19 protein-coding genes and 1 pseudogene are annotated in these 22,222 nt (G+C 64.6%); 8 read left to right on the top strand and 12 right to left on the bottom strand.

Features of this window, described 5'->3' with window-relative positions:
* Window positions 1–17: 17 nt before the first annotated feature.
* Window positions 18–497 (bottom strand): hypothetical protein, encoded by a 480-nt coding sequence (locus ACFEMD_RS02725; RefSeq protein ID WP_394739353.1) that lies wholly within the window; start codon window positions 495–497, stop codon window positions 18–20.
* Window positions 498–595: 98 nt separating this feature from the next.
* Here ACFEMD_RS02725 and ACFEMD_RS02730 point away from each other — a divergent pair, with 98 nt between their 5' ends.
* Entirely contained in the window at window positions 596–1,213 is a 618-nt protein-coding gene (locus ACFEMD_RS02730; protein WP_394739354.1) for a TMEM175 family protein, read from the top strand.
* A gap of 18 nt (window positions 1,214–1,231) precedes the next feature.
* Here ACFEMD_RS02730 and ACFEMD_RS02735 read toward each other — a convergent pair whose 3' ends face one another.
* The gene (locus ACFEMD_RS02735) at window positions 1,232–1,456 is read right to left on the bottom strand and encodes a hypothetical protein (RefSeq protein ID WP_005556527.1); all 225 of its coding nucleotides are present in this window, start codon (window positions 1,454–1,456) and stop codon (window positions 1,232–1,234) included.
* Window positions 1,457–1,542: 86 nt separating this feature from the next.
* Here ACFEMD_RS02735 and ACFEMD_RS02740 point away from each other — a divergent pair, with 86 nt between their 5' ends.
* Window positions 1,543–1,947 carry an SRPBCC family protein gene (locus ACFEMD_RS02740; protein WP_394739356.1) on the top strand — a complete coding sequence of 135 codons (405 nt, stop codon included), beginning with the start codon at window positions 1,543–1,545 and terminating at the stop codon, window positions 1,945–1,947.
* A gap of 58 nt (window positions 1,948–2,005) precedes the next feature.
* Here ACFEMD_RS02740 and ACFEMD_RS02745 read toward each other — a convergent pair whose 3' ends face one another.
* The gene (locus tag ACFEMD_RS02745; RefSeq protein WP_394739357.1) at window positions 2,006–3,250 is read right to left on the bottom strand and encodes a CobW family GTP-binding protein; all 1,245 of its coding nucleotides are present in this window, start codon (window positions 3,248–3,250) and stop codon (window positions 2,006–2,008) included.
* Here ACFEMD_RS02745 and ACFEMD_RS02750 point away from each other — a divergent pair.
* On the top strand, window positions 3,231–3,677 hold the full coding sequence (locus ACFEMD_RS02750; RefSeq protein ID WP_394739358.1) for a PIN domain-containing protein: 447 nt from the start codon (window positions 3,231–3,233) through the stop codon (window positions 3,675–3,677). The genes ACFEMD_RS02745 and ACFEMD_RS02750 overlap by 20 nt on opposite strands.
* A gap of 152 nt (window positions 3,678–3,829) precedes the next feature.
* Here the strand turns inward: ACFEMD_RS02750 and phnE are convergent, their stop codons facing one another.
* From phnE to glpK, 7 genes and pseudogenes are all read right to left on the bottom strand, one after another.
* Complete coding sequence (gene phnE / locus ACFEMD_RS02755) at window positions 3,830–4,657, bottom strand: phosphonate ABC transporter, permease protein PhnE (RefSeq protein ID WP_394739359.1); 828 nt, start codon at window positions 4,655–4,657, stop codon at window positions 3,830–3,832.
* Window positions 4,650–5,378: a phosphonate ABC transporter ATP-binding protein gene (locus tag ACFEMD_RS02760; RefSeq protein ID WP_394739360.1), complete on the bottom strand. Its 729-nt coding sequence runs from the start codon at window positions 5,376–5,378 to the stop codon at window positions 4,650–4,652. The genes phnE and ACFEMD_RS02760 overlap by 8 nt, the downstream gene beginning before the upstream one ends.
* Window positions 5,379–5,437: 59 nt before the next feature.
* The gene (locus ACFEMD_RS02765) at window positions 5,438–6,463 is read right to left on the bottom strand and encodes a PhnD/SsuA/transferrin family substrate-binding protein (protein ID WP_394739361.1); all 1,026 of its coding nucleotides are present in this window, start codon (window positions 6,461–6,463) and stop codon (window positions 5,438–5,440) included.
* Window positions 6,464–6,549: 86 nt separating this feature from the next.
* Window positions 6,550–7,113: pseudogene (locus ACFEMD_RS02770) on the bottom strand (metal-dependent transcriptional regulator).
* Window positions 7,114–7,614: 501 nt separating this feature from the next.
* Window positions 7,615–8,298 carry a phosphoglycolate phosphatase gene (locus tag ACFEMD_RS02775; RefSeq protein WP_394739362.1) on the bottom strand — a complete coding sequence of 228 codons (684 nt, stop codon included), beginning with the start codon at window positions 8,296–8,298 and terminating at the stop codon, window positions 7,615–7,617.
* A 113-nt stretch (window positions 8,299–8,411) separates the two neighbouring features.
* Entirely contained in the window at window positions 8,412–9,530 is a 1,119-nt protein-coding gene (locus ACFEMD_RS02780) for a hypothetical protein (protein WP_394739363.1), read from the bottom strand.
* Window positions 9,531–9,532: 2 nt separating this feature from the next.
* A complete protein-coding gene (gene glpK / locus ACFEMD_RS02785; RefSeq protein ID WP_394739364.1) occupies window positions 9,533–11,071 on the bottom strand; it encodes a glycerol kinase GlpK in 1,539 nt (512 codons plus the stop codon).
* Between the two features lie 309 nt (window positions 11,072–11,380).
* Here glpK and glpA point away from each other — a divergent pair, with 309 nt between their 5' ends.
* The 4 genes from glpA (at window position 11,381) to ACFEMD_RS02805 (ending at window position 16,976) form a co-directional block, all read left to right on the top strand.
* Entirely contained in the window at window positions 11,381–13,093 is a 1,713-nt protein-coding gene (glpA, locus tag ACFEMD_RS02790; RefSeq protein WP_394739365.1) for an anaerobic glycerol-3-phosphate dehydrogenase subunit GlpA, read from the top strand.
* A gap of 1 nt (window position 13,094) precedes the next feature.
* Entirely contained in the window at window positions 13,095–14,381 is a 1,287-nt protein-coding gene (glpB, locus tag ACFEMD_RS02795; RefSeq protein WP_394739366.1) for a glycerol-3-phosphate dehydrogenase subunit GlpB, read from the top strand.
* Between the two features lie 82 nt (window positions 14,382–14,463).
* Complete coding sequence (locus tag ACFEMD_RS02800) at window positions 14,464–15,816, top strand: anaerobic glycerol-3-phosphate dehydrogenase subunit C (RefSeq protein ID WP_394739367.1); 1,353 nt, start codon at window positions 14,464–14,466, stop codon at window positions 15,814–15,816.
* On the top strand, window positions 15,816–16,976 hold the full coding sequence (locus ACFEMD_RS02805; protein ID WP_394739368.1) for a Cdc6/Cdc18 family protein: 1,161 nt from the start codon (window positions 15,816–15,818) through the stop codon (window positions 16,974–16,976). Before ACFEMD_RS02800 ends, ACFEMD_RS02805 begins: the two co-directional genes overlap by 1 nt.
* Before the next feature lie 110 nt (window positions 16,977–17,086).
* Here the strand turns inward: ACFEMD_RS02805 and ACFEMD_RS02810 are convergent, their stop codons facing one another.
* A complete protein-coding gene (locus ACFEMD_RS02810; protein WP_394739369.1) occupies window positions 17,087–20,077 on the bottom strand; it encodes an oligosaccharyl transferase, archaeosortase A system-associated in 2,991 nt (996 codons plus the stop codon).
* A gap of 145 nt (window positions 20,078–20,222) precedes the next feature.
* Here ACFEMD_RS02810 and aglG point away from each other — a divergent pair, with 145 nt between their 5' ends.
* Window positions 20,223–21,182, top strand: coding sequence for a glucosyl-dolichyl phosphate glucuronosyltransferase (aglG, locus tag ACFEMD_RS02815; protein ID WP_394739370.1), 960 nt, complete (start codon window positions 20,223–20,225; stop codon window positions 21,180–21,182).
* A gap of 485 nt (window positions 21,183–21,667) precedes the next feature.
* Here aglG and ACFEMD_RS02820 read toward each other — a convergent pair whose 3' ends face one another.
* Complete coding sequence (locus ACFEMD_RS02820; RefSeq protein ID WP_114587455.1) at window positions 21,668–21,874, bottom strand: cold-shock protein; 207 nt, start codon at window positions 21,872–21,874, stop codon at window positions 21,668–21,670.
* Window positions 21,875–22,222: the final 348 nt, after the last annotated feature.

The raw sequence follows: 22,222 nt of genomic DNA on the forward strand, positions 1-22,222 counted from the left end.
CGAGTCGGGACGTCGAACTACCCGAGGGCGGCGACCTCGTCAGACTCGAGCGACCGGTAGGCTACAGCGTTCGCCTCGAGGACGGATTCGAGCTCATCGAGTCCGCGGTCGATATCGATCCCGACCCGATCGACGTGTGCGTCCGGGGACTCGCTCGGATCGGTCTCGAAGTGCGCCGTTAACTCGAGCCCCTCCGGGTGGTGATACCCCCGGACGTGGACCTGCCACCACTCGTAGCCGCTCGAGTGGTCGGCGACGTACTCCACACGACGGAGGTTACACACCTCGCCGAAGTACGCGAAGGACATGTCCCAGTTCGGCGCGAAGTGGCACTCGCCGAGCAGCCGTTCGACGTCGGACGACGACAGCGAGACGAGCAGCGCCGGCTCGAGCGGTTTCGGTCGCGTGAAAAAGCGCCCTCGCGCCGAGAGGAGCAGTCGTCTGCAGTCGCGGAGGACGGCGTCGGTCAGGTTCGCTCGGGAGTACCGTCGTGACATGACGTGCGTACCACTTTGAGAGTCCTAAAGGGAGGGCCACGTTGCAGTCACCGAGTCCGGGACGATCGGTTATGCTCGTCCACGGTGTCTCCGGGAGTATGCCGACCGTTCGCCTCCTCGAGGGCGAGGACACCGACCGAATCGACGGACTGAGCGACGGGCTGTTCGCGATCGTGCTGACGCTGCTGGTGCTTCAGTTTCAGATCCCCGACGTCCCCGCCGACAGCGCGGCCACGGAGCTTCCCGCGGCGCTCGCCGACCAGGAGACGCTGCTGTTCAGCTACCTGCTGTCGTTCGGGGTCGTCGGACTGTACTGGATCGTCCACCACAACCTCTTCGAGCGGATCGAGCGCCACGACCGCGGGCTGCTGTACGGCAACCTCCTCTTCCTGCTGTTCGTCTCGTTTATCCCGTTTCCGACCGAACTGCTCGGAATCTACGGGACACGGTTCGCGTGGACGCTGTACGCGTGCAACCTCGCGCTCGTCGGCCTCTCGCTAACGGCGCTCTGGTGGTACGCCTACCGCCGCGGGTTCACGACCGACGGAATCACGCCGCGGGTCGGTCGTGCCGTCGCAATCAGGGGGTTGATCGGACCGGCCGTCTTTCTCGCCTCGATCGGCGTCTCGCTCGTCAGCCTCACGGCGGCGTTTCTGACGCCGATCCTTATCGTTCCGCTGCAGGCGCTGTGGGTGCGTCGGTTTCGCGGGTCCTGACGACGGACAGCGGGTCGCTCAGGGCCGCGTCATCACGAGCGTGAGCACGAACAGCCCGGCGGCGACCGCGACGACGGTCGTGAGGCTGACCTCGACCAGCCCGACGACCGCCGCGCCCGCGACGATCATCCAGCCGAACAGCAGCGACAGCACCGCGTTGAGAACCAGCAGCACGCGCGGATCGCCCTTGGAGGACTCGAGCCCCTCGCGGAACCCGTCCCGGTCGGCGTCGGGGTCGGCCATACCGAAGTACGCGAACGTGGCTCACTTAGCCGTTTCCGTCGGCCGTCGAGGCCGACACTTATGCCGGCTCCGACGAACGACAGGGTATGCGGGAAGTCACGGTCTCTCGGCGGGTCGACGCGACGGCGGTCGAACTCTCTTCGCGGTTCGATCCGCCGGCGATCGTCGAAGCCGAGGGGAGTTTCACCGTCGACCACGTTCACGACGAAGGCGACGCGACCATCGTCGTCGCCAGCGGGCCCGGTATGCGGCTTCCGCTCCGGTTCGAGTACCGCGAGGACGCGCTCTACTACACCCAGGAGGGCGAACAGGGCCCGTTCGACCACATGGAGACGTGGCTCGAGTTCGACGAGCGCGAGGACGGCACCGAGATCCGGTTTCGATCGTCGGTCTCGCTTTCGGCCCCGCTGCCGTTTGGCGACCGGATCGCCGCCTGGAAGCGCAAGGGCGAACTCGAGCGAGCGCTCGAGGCGATGGCCGACGCGTTCTAGAACCCGCGAGGCGATGGCTGACGCGTTTTAGAGGGCGCGAGGCGATGGCTGACGTGTTCTACGGTTCACGAACGACGACCGGTTCGTCGTCCTCCTCCGGGAAGGGGTTCTCGAGCGCTTCCGCCCGCTCCCACTCTTCGTCGGTGACCAGACACTCCCGGAGCTGCGAGCGCAGCGGTTCGTCCTCGAGGTCGGTCCCGATGAACACGAGTTCGGTTCGGCGGTCGCCGTGCTCGTCGTGCCACTCGAGGTCGGGACGGTTCGACCGGTAGAGGTCGCGTTGCACCTCCGGGAGCGCGGCGATCCAGGGGCCGTCGCTCGTCGCCCGAACCGACGGACCGGCCTGGGAGAGATCGACCCTCGCGTCGCGGCCGGCGATCCACACGACGCCCTTCGATCGGACGACGTCGTCGGGCAGCTCCCGGAGGAACGCGGCGAAGCGCTCGGGGTGGACTGGACGCCGCTCCCGGAAGGTCAGCGAGTCGACGCCGTAGACCTCGTCGGGGTGGCGGTGGTCGTGGTGGTCCTCGTCGTGATCGTGCCCGCGCTCGCCGGTTTCGGATCTCCCGCTCTTATCCTTCCCCTCGCCCTCGTCGTCCTCGAGCGCGCGCTGCCACCCCGCGCCCTCGCCCAGCTGGCCCGGATCGAACAGGTCGACGCCGAGCAGATCGTCGGGATCGATCGCGCTGAACTCCGTTCTTCGGAGCTCGGCGTCGGGCCGGAGCGCCCGGACCAGCGCTTCGGCCTCCTCGAGCTCGGCGGGTTCGCAGAGATCGGCCTTGTTGAGCAGGACGAGGTTCGCGACCTCGAGCTGTTCGATCAACAGGTCCGAGAGTGGACGGTCGTCCTCGTCGGGGTCGGTGCGCCGCTCGGGGACGTCCTCGCCCGCGAAGGCGTCGAGGAAGAGCCGTGTGTCGAGGACCGTTACGAGCGCGTCGACCTCGTAGCGGGCGGCGACCCGCGAACTCGTCGTAAAGAGCCGTGCGACGGGCTCGGGCTCTGAGATCCCCGAGGACTCGACGATCAGGTGGTCGAACGAGCGCTCGCGAGCCAGACGCACGACCGCCGTCTCGAGGTCGTCCTGGAGCTCACAGCAGATACAGCCGTTCGAGAGCTCGGCGACGCCGCCGGCGTCGAGATCCGATCCCTCGGCGACGAGTTCGGCGTCGACGTTGACCTCGCCCATGTCGTTGACCAGGACCGCGAGCTCGCGGTCGCCGGCGTTGCGAAGCAGGTGGTTGAGCAGCGTCGTCTTGCCGGCGCCGAGGCTGCCCGAGAGGACGGTGACGGGAATCGCTGACATACGGGTCCACTCGTGGCTCGAACTACTGAACTACTGTGGTCCGAGCCGGATCGCCTTCTCGTTTCAGCGTTGCCTGAAAGCCGACGATTGGCCCTCGAGCGAAGTCGATCTCGAAGCGATCGACACGCCGAAAACGTCGGTTGCGACCGCGATCGAAGTCCAGTACGTGATGGAGGACTGTTGGGATCGAAACGAACTCTCGGAGGCTCATCGAACGATCGCTGCCGAGGGAATCAAATTCGTTCCACTCTCCGTCGAGATGATGGATGCTGCCGGTCGGCTACGCCGACAGTACGATTCGCTCAACGTCTTCGATGCGGTTCACCTGGGAACGGAGCGAACGCTCGATGAACCGATCGTTTCGACGGATACGCTCTATCCGAACGCCGTCGAAGTAGACCACGTCGATCCGCGCGACCTCGAGTAGTCCCTTTCCGTTCGGGTTCAGCCGGCTCTGTTGAAATTCTCTGTAAGCGATAGATTTTGACTCGGGTACGGTCAATACAGGTGAAAGGTGGAACACTGTAGGCCAAAATTCATCCAAATCCTGTCAAGACGATATACGGGCCGCAGGAGGCTTTATTTGCTGAGGCTTGTACTCGTGTCGCCAAGGAAAAACGAGCGCAACCGGTAGCTGAGTTCGTCGATAACTAACACTGTCAGAAACACGATTGCAAGCAGCACAACCACCCTATCGTATTGCAGGAAGTCGAGGTATCCCATGATGTAGTAGCCGATGCCGCCCGCGCCAACGATTCCGATTGCGGCGGCATGCCGCACATTATACTCGAACATGAACATTGTTTGACTGATCAGGGAGTTAATTGCCTGGGGGAGGACTACAAAGCGGAGTACCTGAAGCCGAGTTGCGCCTAAGGAAGAGACAGCTTCTATAGGCTCGTTATCGAGCCCTTCAAATGCCTCATACTCAAGCTTTCCTATAAATCCAATCGTATAGAGCGTAATCGCAAACACGCCTGCTGCTGGTCCCGTCCCGATGAGGATGACGAAAATCACTGCCCAGAGGATGCTCGGAAGGACGCGAAGCACCGCCAGAAACCACCGTGCAGGGAGGGTGAGATACCACGGAAAGAGGTTCCGACTCGCCACCAGACTCACTGGCAGGCTCAGAAGAACCCCAACCAGCGTCCCCACGTATGCGATATACAGTGTCTCAAGAAGCCCTCGGAGCCCGACCTCCAGCACGCTCATTTCCGGAGGGATCGCAGCCCCATACAGGAAACTCAGGCCATCAGCGCCGCCCGAGAAGTCGGTCTGATGGAGTTCCAATATCCAGATGCTCCAGACTGCTAGGACGAAGACAAGGATGAAGAGCAGGGGTCTACCGAAGGTTTTGAGGTAAGTTCGCAACGACGCGGCGGAGATCGTCTGATCTACATTACTCATGGCTCTGTCGTGTTACCGGCTCGCGTGTACTTTCGGATTCTATTCGATCTTCGATTCCTCCGCACCCAAACCTGAGTACTGTATCCGAGATGTCGTTCGCCATGTCGAGATTGTGTTCGACGATGACCACGGACATTCCCGTCTCCTGCTGGAGTGTGACGAGACAGTCCACAATTGACTGCGCGGTCTCTCCATCGAGTTCAGAGAGCATCTCGTCGGCCAGCAATACGCGAGGTTCTTGCACGAAGGCACGAGCGATGGCTACGCGTCGCCGTTGCCCACCTGACAGCTCTTTTACCCGGCTCTGTTCGTACCCACCGAGGCCGACCCGTTCGATCGCTTCACGCGCTTCGGTTTTGTCATCTCCCGGGAAGCGTCCGAATAGGCTTCGTATCCTCCCGAGATCTGAGAGCCTGCCGTGAAGGACGTTCGTGAGGACCGTCTCGTGCATCACAAGTCCCAGACTTTGTGGGATGTATCCTAATTCACCAGGCGGTGGGGACTGCGGCAGACTAGTGCTGAGGACGGTGGCTTCACCGTCGAGCGGGTCGAGAATCCCGGCGAGAGTCTTGAGCAGCGTCGTCTTGCCACATCCGCTCCGGCCAACGAGCGCTACTGTAGAGCCTTTTTCGACCGTGAACGAGAGCTCTTCGAGTACAGGTTCCGTGTCGTATCCGACGGCGAGTCCTCGACAGCGGATCGGTGGTGATGATTGAGTCACAGTAAGTTCACGTCAGTACTTTCGTTTTGGGATTTTGGGCCGATACCGATGGCAGCGCTCTACTCGATTAGGTGGTCTTCGATACCGGGCAGGTTCGAGATCAGTTCGCCGTACGGGCCGAGATGCTCCTCCGATGTCGCTTCTTGGAGTTCGTGGACGTCGAAGACGTCTTCGAGGATCTCCTGGCCGTCCGGGTCGTCGTTGAGCGCGAGGAGCGCATCTTCGAGCAGTTCTTTCTCCGCGTCGCTCGCCTCCAAGCTGGCAAGCACTGGATGGGTCGGTACGTTCGTGAATTCCTCGACGATCTCATATTCGTCCAGGTCTAGGCACCAGTCCTCTGGATCGTCGCCGCCACAGTAATCTTTTGACGTGGTGGCGCGCCCGAACGCGATATCTGCTTGCCCCTCGGACAGATTCCGGAGTGCGCCAACATACCCGCCGCCGACCACGGGGTTCCCAAAGTACTCCTCGACGGCCTCACGAATCGCTGTCACATCATCGTCGTCCTCGAATTCTACCAGCCCCTCTTCGGCAAGATACGCAGTTGGAACCAGCATGCCTGCCCCCGTCAAATCTCCCGTGTGGGCGCTATCAACACCTTCGGCATCACGCATCGTTTCGATCCCGGTCTCAGAGCGGGTGTAAGCCGCCGCCACGTAGTACGAATTCCCCTCTTCATCGGTCTCGACGGCGAGCGTTTCGAAACCGTGTTCGTTCCACCCTACCCACGAGGGGCCTCCACTTAGATACGACGCGTGAGCTTGTCCTGTCGCAAGCGCTCCGATGGCTGCGCTGGCGTCAGGGACTGTATCGATGCTGGTCGGGACACCAGTTTCAGACTCGACCCACTCGGCCAAGGGCTCCCAATCACGTTCGATGTCTGCCGGATCATCTTCGGCCTCGATAGCGAAGACAAACTCATCGGAGACAGCAGGGTTGTCGTGGTTGTCACCGTCCCCTTGTCCTTCTGATCCGTCATCATTGCCGAGACAGCCGGCCAGCCCAGCCGTGGTGACGCCAGCAGTCGTCGTGAGCACGGCTCGACGCGAGACACCTTTCGTATCTGAATCGAGATCGGGTTCCATTGAGTAGTATTTGACGCCTCTAAACTAAATCTTTGCCGGTCCACCTTCTAGAGGCAATCTAATAAAGTAAAATCATTAGACATTATCTAAAATTTGATCGACGCGAGTTCTATCGGAGCGACGCACACCGACTGAGCAACATGCTCAGGTAATGAAACTGACTCACCACCCTCGACAAATTCGAGCGTATACAGCCCGAATGGTGCAATCTTCTGGATCACGAGTTCAGTTCCACAGTTCGAGCGTCGAATTAGGGATCGGAGCACCGTGGGGGTCCGTCTCCGGATCGTCGAGTGTCGCAGCTACCCGGGCAGCGAGGTTATCACTGATGTGGTGTTCGAGTCGATCTGCTTCATCGTGGACGTCAGCCCACGAATAATCAAGGTGTTCAGTCAGATATGCTTTAAGTAGCCGATGATGTCGGACAACTTCGAGAGCGACCCGTTCGCCATCTGTATCAATGAGACGCCCTTATACTTCTCCCGGTTGAGCAGCTCCTGATCTTCGAGTCTATCGAACATGTTCGATATGGTGGGTGCTGTCACGTCAAGGTGGTCGGCGATCTCCGAGGTGCTTACCTCGTCGTCAGTTTCTTGCTGACGATGGTAAATCGCCTTGAGGTAATCTTCCATGACGGCGCTGACCATCAGTGTCTGAGTTAGATAGAACTAATCCATAACTATTCGTCGTCAAACTAAGAAGACACCATGGAGATCATCTGCAACTGTTAGAGATTTTGCTGTTAAATCCATATCCTGTATTCAGCACGGCATTTTGAATATCTCGCAGTCTTGGTAGGATGTCCGCGTTCAATAAGCATCTGCATGTAACACTTCGACCGTCTCAGAGCCACGACGCAAACTGGACGACAAAACCGCGGTACGATCTGTTGCCAATCATCTGTCGATCACGGAAACGGGGAATGGCCACACCCTCCCCAGCCGATTCCCCCTGTCAGAGTACGCTCTGACAAGCCTTCGTTCGCGCTGCTCACGAAGACCTCGCGCAGTACTGTCAGCCAGGATCTCGCTGTCGCCCGATTCTGCTGACAGCGCGCGCCACCGCAGCGTGACAGCGTGATTTGGTCCGTTCGAACGGGTCCCGTCCCAGACGAGCCGCTGGATGTCCTGTCGTCGACGCGGGTCCGAGCATTATCGAGTTCCGCGAACGCGCTCGAGCACCCCCAGCGTCCCGTCGGCGTGAGCCTCCTCGAGTACCTCGTCGGCCGCCTCGGTCGCGGCCGCGTCGGCGTTTGCCACCGCGAAGCTCCGGCCGACGGCCTCGAACGTCGAGACGTCGTTAATCGAGTCGCCGACGGCGACGGTCTCGGCGAGGTCGAAGCCGACGCGGTCGGCGATGGTCTCGACGCCGTCGCCCTTGTTCGGATTCGTGTCCTTGACGTGGTAGGCGTAGCCGGTGTCGACGACCTCGAGGCCGTACTCGGCGGCGATCTCTCGCAGCGGCTCGATCGGTTGCTCTAAGTTGATCGCGACCTCGGTCTCGCGCCAGCGGTTGACGGTGTCCTCCTCGCCCCAGCCCAGCTCGTAGCCCGCGCCGCGGTAGCGTTCGGCGACGGCCTGGGCAGCCTCCCGGTCGGCGGTGAAGAAGACGTCGTCGCCGGTGTAGACGACGCCGCCGTTCTCGGCGACGACGAGTTCGGGGACGCCGACGAAGTGACAGAGCGCGACGGGGTAGGGGAAGGCCTTCCCGGTGGCGATCACGACCGGGGCCTCCCAGTCGCGGATCGGGTCGAAGACGCGCGGGTCGATCCCCCACCGGTCGGGGCGGGTCAGGGTACCGTCGATGTCGAGGACGAGCGGCGGGTCGGCGGTCATGACGGGACGTCGGGCCGCGGTCGCCTAAAGCGAACGGATCCGGGCGAACGCGAGCGCGATCGCTCGGGAGCGTCGAACGCGGCGATAAAATCGAAGGAAGGGTTAGCGAGCGATCAGAACCACGGGATCCAGACCGTCGTCGGGAAGACTCCCAGGACGTACAGGAGTGCGACGAGGAAGGTCCCGAAGACGATCGCCGCGGCGGGCGGGTCGACGTGGGTGTCGCCGTGAGCGAAGAACACCCGCTGGAAGAGCTCGCCGAACAGCGCAGCGATTACGCCGATGACAAGCCCGACGATCAAGGCGACCTCGGCACCGGTTCCTGCGAGCAACGCGCCGCTGTCGTAGGCGACCGGTGCACCCTCCGCGATCCCGCCGTCGGCGGGGACGTACACCGCCAGCGCGGCGGTCGCCGCCGGCAGCGTGATGTGGTGGGTCACCGGGATCTTCTCGACGCCGCAGTTGAGGAAGACCAGCGACGCCGCGCTGATCCCGAACCCGAGGAACGCGCTGCCGGTCACGATCCCGACGTAGGCGCCGAGGATCCCGGCCGCGAGCCCGAGCATCGCGACGTGATCCCACTTGTACTGGTGGGGGAGCCACGGCTCTACCTTCAGGCGCTCCTTCTGTGGCGCCGCGGCGGCCGTCGGCTTCCCCTCCGCGCGGTCGGTCGCCTCGCCGCCGTCGGTCGCGGAGTCGCCGATGACGCGCATCTCCTCGCGTTCGAAGGGGCTCATGTCGAGGATGTTCGCCCCGCGGACCTTCCCGATGATGCTGTAGCCCAGAATCAGCCGGTGGGCGAAGGCTGAGAGGACGACCCCCATCGCAATGGGGTCGTAGGGCATGCCGAGTTCGGCCGAGAGCGTAACGAGCCAGTAGCCGAGGATACCGAACGCGCCGCCGACCGCCAACACGTCGGGTTTCGTCCCGAGCGCGTAGGCGATGTTCTTGGCCTCGTGGTAGTCGAAACCGGTGTCCATATACCCTCGCCTGGCGGCGTACGCCGTTGCCGCCACCCCACCGGCGAAGCTAATCGCCGGCGAGAACGGTGGGCCGAACGCGACTTGATCGGTGATCGCGGCCGCCTCGGGGTCGACGAGCGTCGCGGCCTCACCCGCGATCACCATGAAGCCCGTGAAAATGAACGCCGGCAGCGGGCCGAGCGCGGCGCCGAACGCGCCGCCGCCGAACGCGGCAATGATCTCGGCGAGATCGAGAAGCGCGTCAAGCATGCTCAGTCACCGTCCCGGGCCCAGTCCCGCGCTCTATCGAGCGCGTCGCCCCAGCGGTCGTACTTCCGGTTGGCCTCGCCGCGGTCCATCTCAGGGTCGAACTCGCGGTCGATCTGCCAGTTGTCGCGCAGCCCCTCGATGTCCTCCCAGTAGCCGACGGCCAGTCCGGCGGCGTAGGCCGACCCCAGCGCCGTCGTCTCGTCGACCTGCGGGCGGACTATCTTCGAGCCGATGATGTCGGACTGGAGCTGACAGAGGTAGTTGTTCTTGACCGCGCCGCCGTCGACCCGGAGGCTCGTCATCTCGATGCCCGAGTCGGCCTCCATCGCCTCGGCGACGTCGCGGGTCTGGTAGGCGATCGATTCGAGCGTCGCCCGGACGACGTGCTCCTTGCGGGTACCCCGCGTCATCCCGACGATAGTGCCGCGGGCGCGCTGGTCCCAGTGCGGTGCACCGAGGCCCGTGAAGGCGGGGACGACGTAGACGCCGTCGGTCGAGTCGACGCTGCGGGCCAGTTCGGCGGTCTGTGCCGGGTTGTCGATCAGCGTGAGGTCCTCGAGCCACTCGATGGCCGCCCCGGTGACGAAGATCGATCCCTCGAGGGCGTACTGGACCGATTCGCCGGAGCGCTGGAAACCGATCGTCGTCAGCAGTCCGTGGTCGCTCTCGACGGCCTCGTCGCCGGTGTTCATCAGGAAGAACGAGCCCGTTCCGTAGGTGTTCTTGGCCTCGCCGGCGTCGAAACAGGTCTGGCCGAACAGCGCGGCCTGCTGGTCGCCCAACGCCCCGGCGACGGGGATCTCGGCCTCGAGGAACCCCTCGGGGTCGGTCGAGCCGTAGGTCGCGTCGTCGCTCGAGGGTCGAACCTCCGGAAGCATCGCCTCCGGAATGTCGAACTCCTCGAGGAGTTCGTCGTCCCACTCGAGGTCGTGGATGTTGTACAGCATCGTCCGCGAGGCGTTCGTGACCTCGGTAATGTGCTCGCCGGTGAGGTTGTAGATCAGCCAGCTGTCGATCGTTCCGAACAGGACGTCGCCCTCGGCCGCCCGGTCCTGGATGTCCGCGGGACGGGCCCGCTCCATCTTGATCGGGTCGGCGTTCTCGAGCAGCCACTCGGCTTTCGTCGCCGAGAAGTAGGCGTCGGCCTCGAGTCCGGTCTTCTCGCGAACCGTGTCGACGAGGCCGTCTTCCTCGAGCTGCTCGACCCGATCGGTCGTTCGTCGGTCCTGCCAGACGATCGCGTTGTGGACCGGCCGTCCCGATTCGGCGTCCCACAGCAGCGTCGTCTCGCGCTGGTTCGTGACGCCGATAGCGTCGAGCTGGTCGGGGCTGATCCCCGCCTTGCCGAGCGCCGTCGTCATCACGCTCTTCGTGTTCTCCCAGATCTCCATCGGATCGTGTTCGACCCATCCCGGCTCCGGATAGATCTGTTCGTGTTTCTCGTAGGCGTTGGCGACGACCTGCCCGCCGTGGTCGAACACCATAAACCGCGTTCCGGTCGTCCCCTGATCAACCGCGCCGACGTACGTCTGTGCTGTCATTCGTGGTCACCCCGGATCGTCCCGAGCGATGTCTTTACTGACGATCGCATCCTACTGGTAAACATTTCCTACGATCATTATAAACGTTACCGAAATAGTAGGATGACTGTTACTATGGAGGATGCGAGTCGTGTTCGAACCGGTCGAGATGTTTCGGTTTAGGTGCCCGAGCGTCGATCGTCCGGGCAATATTATTCGAAAAGCGAGAGTGTTCCGTTCCGAACTCATCAGCCGGCTAGCCGAACGTTACTGACGGTTCTTTCCCGTCGATAAAATAAAGACGGACGAAAGCGATGTACGGACGAAGGGATGGCACACGACACCGAGGTTCTCGTACTCGGGGGCGGCTCGACCGGCTGTGGCATCGCCAGAGACCTGGCGATGCGCGGCCTCGAGGTCACGCTCGTCGAGCGAGGCAATCTGACCGACGGGACGACGGGCCGGATGCACGGCCTGCTACACAGCGGAGGACGATACGCGGTCTCGGATCAGGCCAGCGCGGTCGAGTGTATCGAAGAGAACGAGATCCTTCGGGAAATCGCCGGCCACTGCGTCGAGCTGACCGGCGGGCTGTTCGTCCAGCGACCCGAGGACCCCGACGACTACTTTCGGGAGAAACTCGAGGGCTGTCGCGACTGCGACATCCCCGCGAGAGTTCTCTCGGGCCGAGAGGCCCGCGAGGTCGAACCATATCTCGCGAAAGACGTCAAGCGGGCCATTCAGGTACCCGATGGAGCGATCGATCCGTTCCGCCTGTGCGTCGCGAACGCGATCGACGCCGAGAACTACGGTGCCCGCGTCGAGACCCACGCCGAAGTGATCGACCTGCTTCGGGACGGCGACGACATCTACGGCGTGACGGTGCGCCACGACTCCGGACCGGGCAAACGAACGCACAAGACGCCCGGGACGACCGAGGACATCACCGCCGACTACGTCGTCAACGCCACCGGCGCCTGGGCCGGCCAGATCGGCGCGATGGCCGACTTAGACGTCGAGGTCCGCCCCTCGAAAGGCGTGATGACGATCATGAACGTCCGACAGGTCGACACGGTCATCAACCGCTGCCGGCCGAAGGGCGACGCCGACATCGTTGTCCCCCACGAAACGACGGCGATTCTGGGCACCACGGACGAGGAGGTCGAAGACCCCGACGACTACCCCGAGGAGAGGTGGGAGGTCGACATGATGATCGACACGCTCTCGGAGCTCGTGCCGATCCTCGAGGAGGCCCGAACCATCCGCTCGTTCTGGGGTGTGCGACCGCTGTACGAACCCCCGGGCCGGGGGACGAAGGACCCCACCGACATCACGCGCGACTTCTTCCTGCTCGATCACGCCGAGCGCGACGGCGTCTCTGGGATGTCCAGCATCGTCGGCGGGAAGTTCACCACCTACCGGGCGATGGCCGAGGAGATCTCGAACCACGTTTGCGACCAGCTCGGCGTTCGCGCCTCGTGTGCAACCGCCGAGGAGGCCCTGCCGGGCAGCGAGAACCTCGCCGTCCTCGAGGAGGGGATGGACGACTTCGGGCTTCGCTCGCCGATCGCCCGCCGGAGCAAGCAACGTCTCGGGAGTCGGTCACAGGAGGTCCTCGAGACCGACGATCCGAACCCCGTCGTCTGCCAGTGCGAGGGCGTCACGCGAGCCGAAGTGCAGGACGCGATCTCGCAGTCCGGCTCGGACCTCAACGCGGTCCGCATCCGGACCCGCGCCTCGATGGGCAACTGCCAGGGCGGCTTCTGCTGTGCGAACATGGCAAACGAGCTCCACCCGGAGTACGACGAGGAGACGACCCGGGAAGCGCTCGACGAACTGTTCCAGGAGCGCTGGAAGGGCGAGCGCCACGCCCTCTGGGGCGAGCAGCTCTCCCAGGCGATGCTCAACTACGCCCTGCACGCGACGACGATGAACCGGGACAACGATCCCGCGAGTCGCACGGACGACGTCGACTACGGCGCGTTCGATTCGGGCGACTCGAGCGCGCGGACCCCGCGGCGGCAGCGATCCGGAGGTGACTGAGATGGCGATCATCGACGACGTCCTCGTGATCGGCGGCGGGATCGCGGGCGCGACCGCGGCGCTCGCAGCGGCCGAGGAGGGCGTCGACGTCCGGCTCGTCACCCACAAGCAGAGCACCCTCAGGAACGCCAGCGGGCTGATCGACGTGCTGGGCTACACCCACGAGGGCGAGGGCCCGATCGTCGACCCGTTCGAGCGACTCGAGGAGCTCCCGAAGGGCCACCCCTACGAGCGAGTCGGCACCGGGGCGGTTCGCGACGCGCTTTCGTTTTTCGACGCGGTCGCCGGCGACGCCTACGCCGGCGGCCACACCGACTCGAACGCGCTGGTGCCGACCCACGGTGGCACCGTCAAACCCACGGCGCGATATCCGGTCTCGACGGCCGACGGACTCGCGAGCGACCCGCGGGACACGCTGCTGGTCGGCTTCGAGACGCTGACCGACTTCGACGCGCCGCTGGCGGCCTCCCACCTCGAGGCCGCGGGCCCGCCGTTTTCGGCTCGCGGCGTCACCCTGCAGTTTCCCGGCATCGCCCGGGACGACGCGAAGCTCACGCGGTACGCCCACCTGCTCGATCACGAGGAGCCCGTATCGACGGGGTCGGGCGACCGCTCCGCCCGCGAGGCGCTCGCCGCGACCGTGAGACCACACCTCGAGGGCGAGTCCCGCGTCGGTTTCCCCGCACTGTTGGGCGACGAACACGCCGCGGAGGTCCGAGCCGAGCTCGCCGAGTCGCTGGGTGCCGACGTCTTCGAGGTCCCGATGGGACCGCCGAGCTTGCCGGGGATGCGCCTTGAGGATCTGCTGTACGAGGCGCTCGAGGACGCCGGCGTTCGCGTAACCTCGGGCGTGCCGGTGGTCGACTACGGGATCGACGAAGCCGGCGCGATCGATCACGTACTCGTCGACCGCCACGGTCAGGAGATCCCCCACGAGGCGAGCCAGTACGTGCTCGCGACTGGCGGGCTCGTCGGCAAGGGCGTCCGCAGCGAGCGCGAGCGCGTGTTCGAGCCGGTCTTCGACTGTTACGTGCCACACGCCGACGACCGCTACGACTGGTTCGTCGACGACGTCTTCGGCGAGCAGCCCTACGCCCGGTTTGGCGTCGTTCCCGACCGGGAGTTACGGCCCCTCGACGCCGATGAGGAACCCGAATTTTCCAATCTCCGGGCGGCTGGAGCGGTGCTCGGCGGGTACGACTACGCGGCCGAGAAATCCGGTGCCGGCGTCTCGCTGGCGACGGGGTACGTCGCTGGCGGGCGAGCCGGCGCGGAGGCGAGCAGATGACTGTAAGGACGGTACCGACGAGAGCGACTGACGCGGACTCGAGCGAACCGAACGAGCGAGCGCGATCTATTCAGGTGATTCGATGAGTGACGCAGAACAGCCGATGGACGATCACGTACCGGGCGAGGAACAGGGGTTCGAGCCGATCGAGGTGTTCCCCGAGGCCGAGGAGATGGACCTCCGGCCGGGCGCCGACAACTGTTACAAGTGCTCGACCTGCGATACGAGCTGTCCCGTCGCCGAGGTCGACGACGAGTTCCCCGGGCCGAAGTTCCAGGGGCCCGAGCAGTGGCGGCTCAAGCGCCAGGAGGACCATGACATCGACGACTCGGTGATGAAGTGTTCGAACTGCATGCGCTGTGACAGCGCCTGTCCCTCCGAGGTGCCCCTCTCCCAGATGCACAACACCGCTCGGGCGGAGTACGTCGAGGAGAACATGAGCAAGCTCTCCCGGGAGTACTGGCGCAACCGGATGCTCTCGAACTACCGGAAGCTGGCGCCGATCGCCGCGACCTTCCCCCGGACCGCCAACTTCGTGATGGGGCTGTCGGTCACGCAATGGATGGGCGAGAAGGTGATGGGAATCACCGGTGAGCGGGAGTTCCCCGAGTTCGCGACCCAGACCTTCAGAGCGTGGTGGACCGAACGCGGCGGCAACGACACCTCGAGGGAGCGAGCGCGGGCGGCGCGAGCGAGACGCGGCGAGGAGCTCGAGAACCCCCACAAACGCATCGCGTACTTCCACGGCTGTTACTCGAACTACAACACGCCGGAGGTCGCGAAGGCGCTCGTCCGCGTCTACGAACACCTCGGCTACGAGGTGATGGTCCCCGAGCAGGCCTGTTCGGGGACACCGATGTTCGCCAACGGGATGCTCGAGGACGCCCGCCGGGCCGCCGAGACCAACGTCCGGGAACTGGCCGACGCGATCGAGGACGGCGCCGACGTTATCGCCTCCTGTAGCTCGTGTTCGATGTCGATCCGACAGGAGTACCCCGAGCTGTTCGACTTCGAGGGCACCGAGGACGTCGCCGCGAACACCTGGGACGCCGTCGAGTATCTCCGGGTCCACGAGGACCTGAAAGGCGAGCTCGAGGGGACCGCGGTCGACGCGGAGTTCGCCTACCACGCGCCCTGTCACGCCCGCAACCAGGGACTGGACGGCCAGACCGTCGAGGTGCTGAGCGCGATCGACGGGATCGACGTCGAGGACGTCGGCGACTCCTGTTCGGGCATCTCCGGCACCTACGGCTGGAAGGAGGAGAACTACGAAACCTCCATGAAGATCGGCGAGGAGATGTTCGAGCACATGGAGGACGCGGAAGCGACGACCGGACTCACGGAGTGTCCGACCTGCTCGATGCAGATGGGCCACGGCACCGGCTACGAGATCACCCACACCCTCGAGGTCCTCGAGGCCGCGCTCGTCGACTGATGAACCTCGAGGAGCGCATCGCCAGACGACGATCCGCGCACCGAACGAGCGGGATCGTCGTCAACCGTAACCACCTCAGTCCGGTCGTCCACCGCGCGGAACCGGTGGGACGAGGCCCCGTCCTCGAGCAGTTGCTCGACGCGCTCGAGCCGGTGTTCGACGACGAGTTACCCGAGTCGGCCGCGCTCGTCGGGCCGGCGGGAGCCGGCACGTCCGCGATCGTGACGGCGCTGTTCGACGCGCTGAACGAACGGTTCGGCGAGCCGACCCGAACGATCGGCACGACGACCCGGGCCGGCAGCTCCGGAACGGTGACGTGGTTCGTCTACGTCGATGCCCGCCGCGTCGGAAGCCCCTTCGCGTTCTACCGGACCGTGCTCTCGATGATCTCCCCGAACTCGGTCCCCGAGAGCGGCGTCGGGACCGACGACCTGCGGGACCGACTCCGTAGCCAACTCTCGCGACCGGACCGGGGAGCCGTCGTTGCCGTCGATCACCACGACGAGCCCGAGACGCTCTCGTACGATCGTGTTCGCGAACTCGTCGAACCGGTAAGCGAGAACGTCGCGACGCTCGCCGTCGGCCAGCACGAACCCGACGGCTGGCGCGGGACGACGGTGACGGCGTCGGCCTACCGTCACCACGAACTCGTCGACGTCCTCACCGATCGAACGTCGACGGGGCTGACGGCGGGCGCGCTCGATCACGAGACCGTCCGCGAGATCGCAGTCTGGGCCGACGGTAACGCCCACGACGCGCTTGCGGCGCTGTTCGGCGCCGCAGTGCTGGCCGGCGAGGACGACGCGGATCGGATCGAGCACTCTCACCTCGAGCGGGCGATGGACGACGTTCCCGACGCCGGCGTCCACGTCGACCGGGCGCTCTCGCTGTCGGAGACGCGCCAGCGGGTGCTGTGTGACCTGATCGCCGTCGACGCGGCCGACCGGTCCATTCGCGAGGTTGCAACCGAAATCGCGGACCGATCGGGGCTGACCGCCGGGACTGTCAAGCGATTCCTGTACGAGCTCGCCGACCGGGGCGTCATCGAACGACTGCCGTTGCCGACGACCGGGAGCGGGCGCCGTCCGAGCACGGTGGTTCCCCGGTTTCCGACGCTCGCGTTCCGAGCGCTGGCCGCGACCGACGGCGAGTCGTCGTGAGCTACTCCGTCGGATAGCGGGGTCGCGACGAGACACCGTCTGACGATCGCGTCGATGGCGAGCACGTAACGAAGGAGCTTCTCACTCGAGCCAACGGAAAAAGGGCGAAGTCAGTCCGCGAGTCCGGCTGCAGTCGGGACGAGCGAGCCGGCGGTATCGTCGTCGGCGTCCTCGTCGTTATCGTCGGCGTCAGCGGTGCCGGCGTCATCGTTCTCGTCCTCGTCAGCGGTGTCGGCGTCCTCACCGTCGTCGGCGGTGTCGACGTCATCGTCCTCGCCAGCGCCCGCATCGTCGGCGCCGTTCTCGGTATCGTCGGTCTCGTCATCCGCTGCAGCATCGTCGGCGTCCTCGAGTTCCGTCTCCTCGAGGTCGACCTCGACGGTCTCGCCGTCGACGACCGCGCTCTCGGGAACCTCGAGGTCGCCCTGCTGGGGCGTCTCGCCCTCGACGGTCACGGTGTAGTCGTCGACGGACTCGACTGCGCTCTCGGTGTAGCCGTCCTCGACGTCGAGCTCGTCGTCGGTCGCGTACGGCACCGTCAGCTCGAACTCGCCGTCCTCGTCGACCTCGGCGTCCTGCTCGTAGGTGAACGTGCCGCGGTCGACGCCGGAGTCGAGCTCGAGGTCGGCGGTCACCGTCGTCCCCTCGTCGGCGTCGGCGGTGCCGACGATCGTCGCACCCTCGACGCGTTCGTAGGTCTTGACGCCGGCACCCTCGCGCTCGTCGACGTACTCGACCTCGACGTCGGGGCTCTGCTCGAACTGCGAGAGCTGGACCTCCGTCTGCTGGTCGAGGGGCTGGTTGATCGCGACCTGGTGCTGGCCGGTCTCGTCGGTGAGCACCTGGTCGGTCTCGGGGTCGATCAGCGCGTAGCTGACGAAGCCGGCCGTGCGCTGGTCGTTCTCGTGGACGAGCCGGTAGTTGTCCATCCCCGCGGCGTCGTCGAAGTAGAGACCCGCGACCATCGTGTCCTCGTAGGGAACCTCGAGGCGCTCGTCGACGTCCTCGCGGTCGATCTCCTCGCCGGGCTCGACGTCGGGCGTGACGTAGTGGTCGTAGTCGGGACCCGACCAGGCGGTCATCGCGCTGAACTTCCCGCCCGCCATCTGATCGTCGATCATCACGTATCGCATCTGCTCGTCGGCGTCGTCGTCGACCGCCGCCTCGAGCTCCTCGAGCGGGCGGACGTCGTCGTCACCGTCAAGCGGGTCCTCGCCGGCCGCGATCGCCTCGAGGATCAGTTCGGCTTCGCGTTCGGATTCGGCGGTCAGGAACGCCGAGGCGGTCTCGGCGTTCTGCTGGAACGGGTTCGAGTGGGGGATCCGCTCGCCCTGGGTCGTGATCAGGTGGCCGTAGTCCCACCAGGACAGCACGCCGTAGGCGCCGTCGGGGTAGTCGAAGTCGCCGCCGTCGGGGTAGTCGTAGCTGCCGTAGTACTCGAGTTCGTCGGCGTTTCCGGCGCCGCCGTAGTTACCCGGCTCGGGCGTGTTCGACTCGAGCCAGTGGGTCGACTCCTCCCAGACCATCGCGTCGGGGTGTGGCCCCGTCGCCTCGCCGCGGTCGATCGCGGTGTCGCCGTCGGCGGCGACGACCGGAAGCAGCGGCGCGAACAACAACAGGACGACCACGAGCAGGATGATGATCTGGTAGGTCTCGACTCCCTCGAGCGACCGCGCGCCGCGCTGGAGGTCGAGGTCGAACAGTCGCAGAATATCGGCGACGAAGACGGCGTTGACCACGGCGACCGCGAGCACGAGGTAGTACGAGAAGCGGATCTGGGTCGCGGACATGCTGATCAGGAACAGCGACCAGACGAGGATCAGGGTGTACTCCGCGCGGTACTCGCGGCCGAACAGCGGTCGGACGACCAGCAGCGCGAGTCCGGCGAGCATCGTGTAGAAGGCGGTGCCGAACTCACCGAAGACGTGGGCCGTGAAGTCGTCGGGGGGCTGGGCCTCCTGGATCGTCAGCGTTCCCGCGTCGGGGTCGAGCGGGATGAGTCGTCCCGTGAGGTTCCCGACGAGCGTGTCGTAGAAGTCCGGCAGGACGAGCCACATAACCGCGAACGCGCCGACGATCAGCGCGGCGATCGCGCCCGGGTAGACGCGGCGATCGATCCCGCGGGCGTTCCACTGACGGGCGAACCAGGCCATGAACAGACAGCCGACGGCGACCAGCGCCGCGGTGCCCGGCTGGAGGTAGCCGAAGCTCGTGACGCTCGTGCCGGGCTCCTCGATCAAGAGGGCGGTCGCGACCGCGGTCACGCCCAGCGAGACGGCGCCGACGAACGCGACGTGGTCGGGGGAGATCCCCCGGACGTAGTCGAGACAGAGCTGGACCGCGAAGAAGACGCCGAAAATCCCGATCAGGACGACGCCGGGGGGCCAGACCCAGATGTACAGCGCGAGCGCGACGCCTGCCAGCGCGGCGTAGATCGTCGGTTGTCGGAGCGCGTCCCAGTTCTTGTCGGCGGCGAGTTCGTAGATCGGCTGCTCGCGCTCGGCGACCCGCAGCGCGGCCATCATCGCGAGGACGGCGATCGCCATGAACAGCACCTCTGCGACGTGGTGTTGGAGCTGGCCCGCCGTAGTGCGAGTGAGGAACTGACCGGGCGCGAGCGCCAGCAACACGACGGCGACGAGCCCGCCGACGGTTCCGCCCAGTCGCCGACCGACGTAGAAGACCGGGATCGCGACCAGCGCCGCCATCGCCGGCACCGCGAGCAGCGAGACGGTGTAGAGCGTGCTCGAGGAGGGATCCCCGAGACCGACGATCATTGCAGCGGTGACGATCAGCTGGTCGAAGAGGGTCCCGAACTGGCCAACGTAGTTCCCCGTCGGGAACCCGGTCCAGACCTCGTACGGCATCGTTCGGGGGTAGTTCTCGGCGGTCCACTGGATCGTCCGCCAGTGATACCAGGAGTCGACGCCCGCGAGCGCGGGGGTGCCGTCATCGGTGACGAAAGCCTCGTACGACTGCGTCCTGACCCAGAACATAAACAGCATCACGGCCCCGACGACCGGGACGTGGTACCACTCCGCCCACGAGCCGAGAACGGACGACTCCGTCCGCTCCCCGGCTCGCTCGGTCTCCGTACTCATTAGGTTTCACGAGAGGGAAGCCACGAATAAGCTTTCTCATACCAACCAGATCATTTTACTTTCATCTACAGTGAATGGTTTTGCTCGGTCGGGACTCGAGACCGACGACAAAGTTTATCCTTCCCTCATCGAAACGGGCCTTCCGATGAAGGTCTCCGCCGTCGTCTGTACGTACGCGATGAAGCGCTACGACGTCTTCTCGGAGTGCGTCGACAGCGTGCTCGCACAGACGTACGACGACCTCGAGGTCGTCGTCGTCGTCGACGGCAACGAGGCCGTCTTCGAGCGCGTCCGCGAGACGTACGGGGACCGCGAGGAGGTCGTCCTCCGCTGTAACGACGAGAACCGGGGGATCTCCTACAGCCGGACGCGAGGGGCCGAGCTCGCGAGCGGCGAGGTCGTCGCCTTTATCGACGACGACGCCGTCGCCGAGCCCGACTGGATCGAAGAGCTGGCCCGCGTCTACGAGGAGACCGATGCGATCGCGGTCGGGGGGCACGCGAAACCCGACTGGGTGGCCGAGAAGCCCGACTTCTTCCCTGCGGAGTTCTACTGGCTCGTCGGCTGCGACGAGCGCGGGATGGGCGAGCATATGGCGGAACTGCGCAATACCTACGGCTCGAACATCTCCTTTCGCCGCGACGTCTTCCTCTCGGTCGGCGGCTACGACGAGAACACCGGTCGGAAGGGCGACCGCCACATCCAGGCCCACGAGGCTCCGGTCTGTATCCGGATGGCCAACAAGTACGGCAAGGGCGTGATCTACAACACCGACGCCGTCGTCCACCACAAGCTGTTCGACTACCGCGGCGACTTCCGGTGGCTCGTCTTCCGCTCGTTCTGGCAGGGGTACTCAAAGCGGATCATGGACCTCCTGTTGCCCGAGGCCGCGGGCGACAAGAACGAGTATCTCCGACGGCTCATGCTCGAGTTCGTTCCGTCCCGAATTCGGGATCTCGTTCGTCGGCCCTCAAGTGCGAGGGTCAAACAGCTGGTCGCGATCTTCGTCTTCACCGCGGCGGTCGGTTTCGGCTACCTGTATGGGCTCGTCCAGTCCGACGACGCGCTCGTTCGCGAGGAGCTCGAGGAGGCGTCGGCCGCCTGAGGGCAGTTCGGAACGGATCGACGTGCCTCAGTATCAGCCGGACTCGACATCCGTTACGTAGAGCGTGCGAATGGAACGACCAGTGCTACGGAGGTGTTCGCGAGCACCGCGAGCGATTCACCGCCGGAGTGGGGTGAAACCCCGCGACGGCGGCCTTTTTTCATCGAAGTTTTTTGGCGGGGTTCGACCGAGTGAGCGCAGCGAACGAGGGAGGACCCCGATAAAAAAGTTCGCTGTACGTAACACGAGTTTCAGACGAGATTCTGAATGAAGAAATCGCGCTACTATCTACTGCTAACGCTGGGATTTCTATCAGCTATCATCGATTTCTGCGATGCCGTGCCGAATACACAGCGCGTACCGGTTACGCAACGCTCTCGAGGTCGGTGTTTTCGGGGTGTACAAATAGCCTCAGCTGAGGCGTATGATCTGCTGAAGAATCGAGAGTATCGGTTGTCGCTGTGAGCGACGGGTGTCTCTCGGTGTTACTGCCGAACGACGTTCGCCGCGCGAGGTCCTTTCGGCGAGGACTCGATGTCGAACTCGACCTCGGTACCTTCCGTCAGGTCCTCTCCGCCGACATCCTCCATGTGGAAGAACACGTCTTCGTCGTCGTCGAGGTCGCCGTCGTCAGTCGAAATGAAACCGTAGCCGCCAGTGTCGTTGAAGAAGTCAACCGTTCCGTTTGCCATTACAACCAAACGTTAGCCCCAGTGACGGATAACGCTTCCGAGCGTCACGGTACCACGGCTCTCGACACACGCGTAGAACGGGTGGTCACGTGTACCGTTCGTTCGGAGTTCCGTCTCGGAGGCGTACGGTCACGAGACACGATCAGCGTCTGTGCGGACCGCACGGCCCTCGTCGCGGATACGTGCGCGACGTGTAGGCGGTGGGCGTTCCCCGGAACGAACCCGTTACCCTGGCTACGGTCCGGCGTATCGGTCCGATCTTACAGATCGCAGTTCCACGGTCCGCGCTGGATACCGAAACTGGGCCACTAGCTACTGGGACGGGTCCCCGGGCGCGTCAGAAGAGCT

It is taken from the genome of Natronococcus roseus (assembly GCF_043677095.1).
Classification (GTDB): Archaea; Halobacteriota; Halobacteria; order Halobacteriales; family Natrialbaceae; genus Natronococcus; species Natronococcus roseus.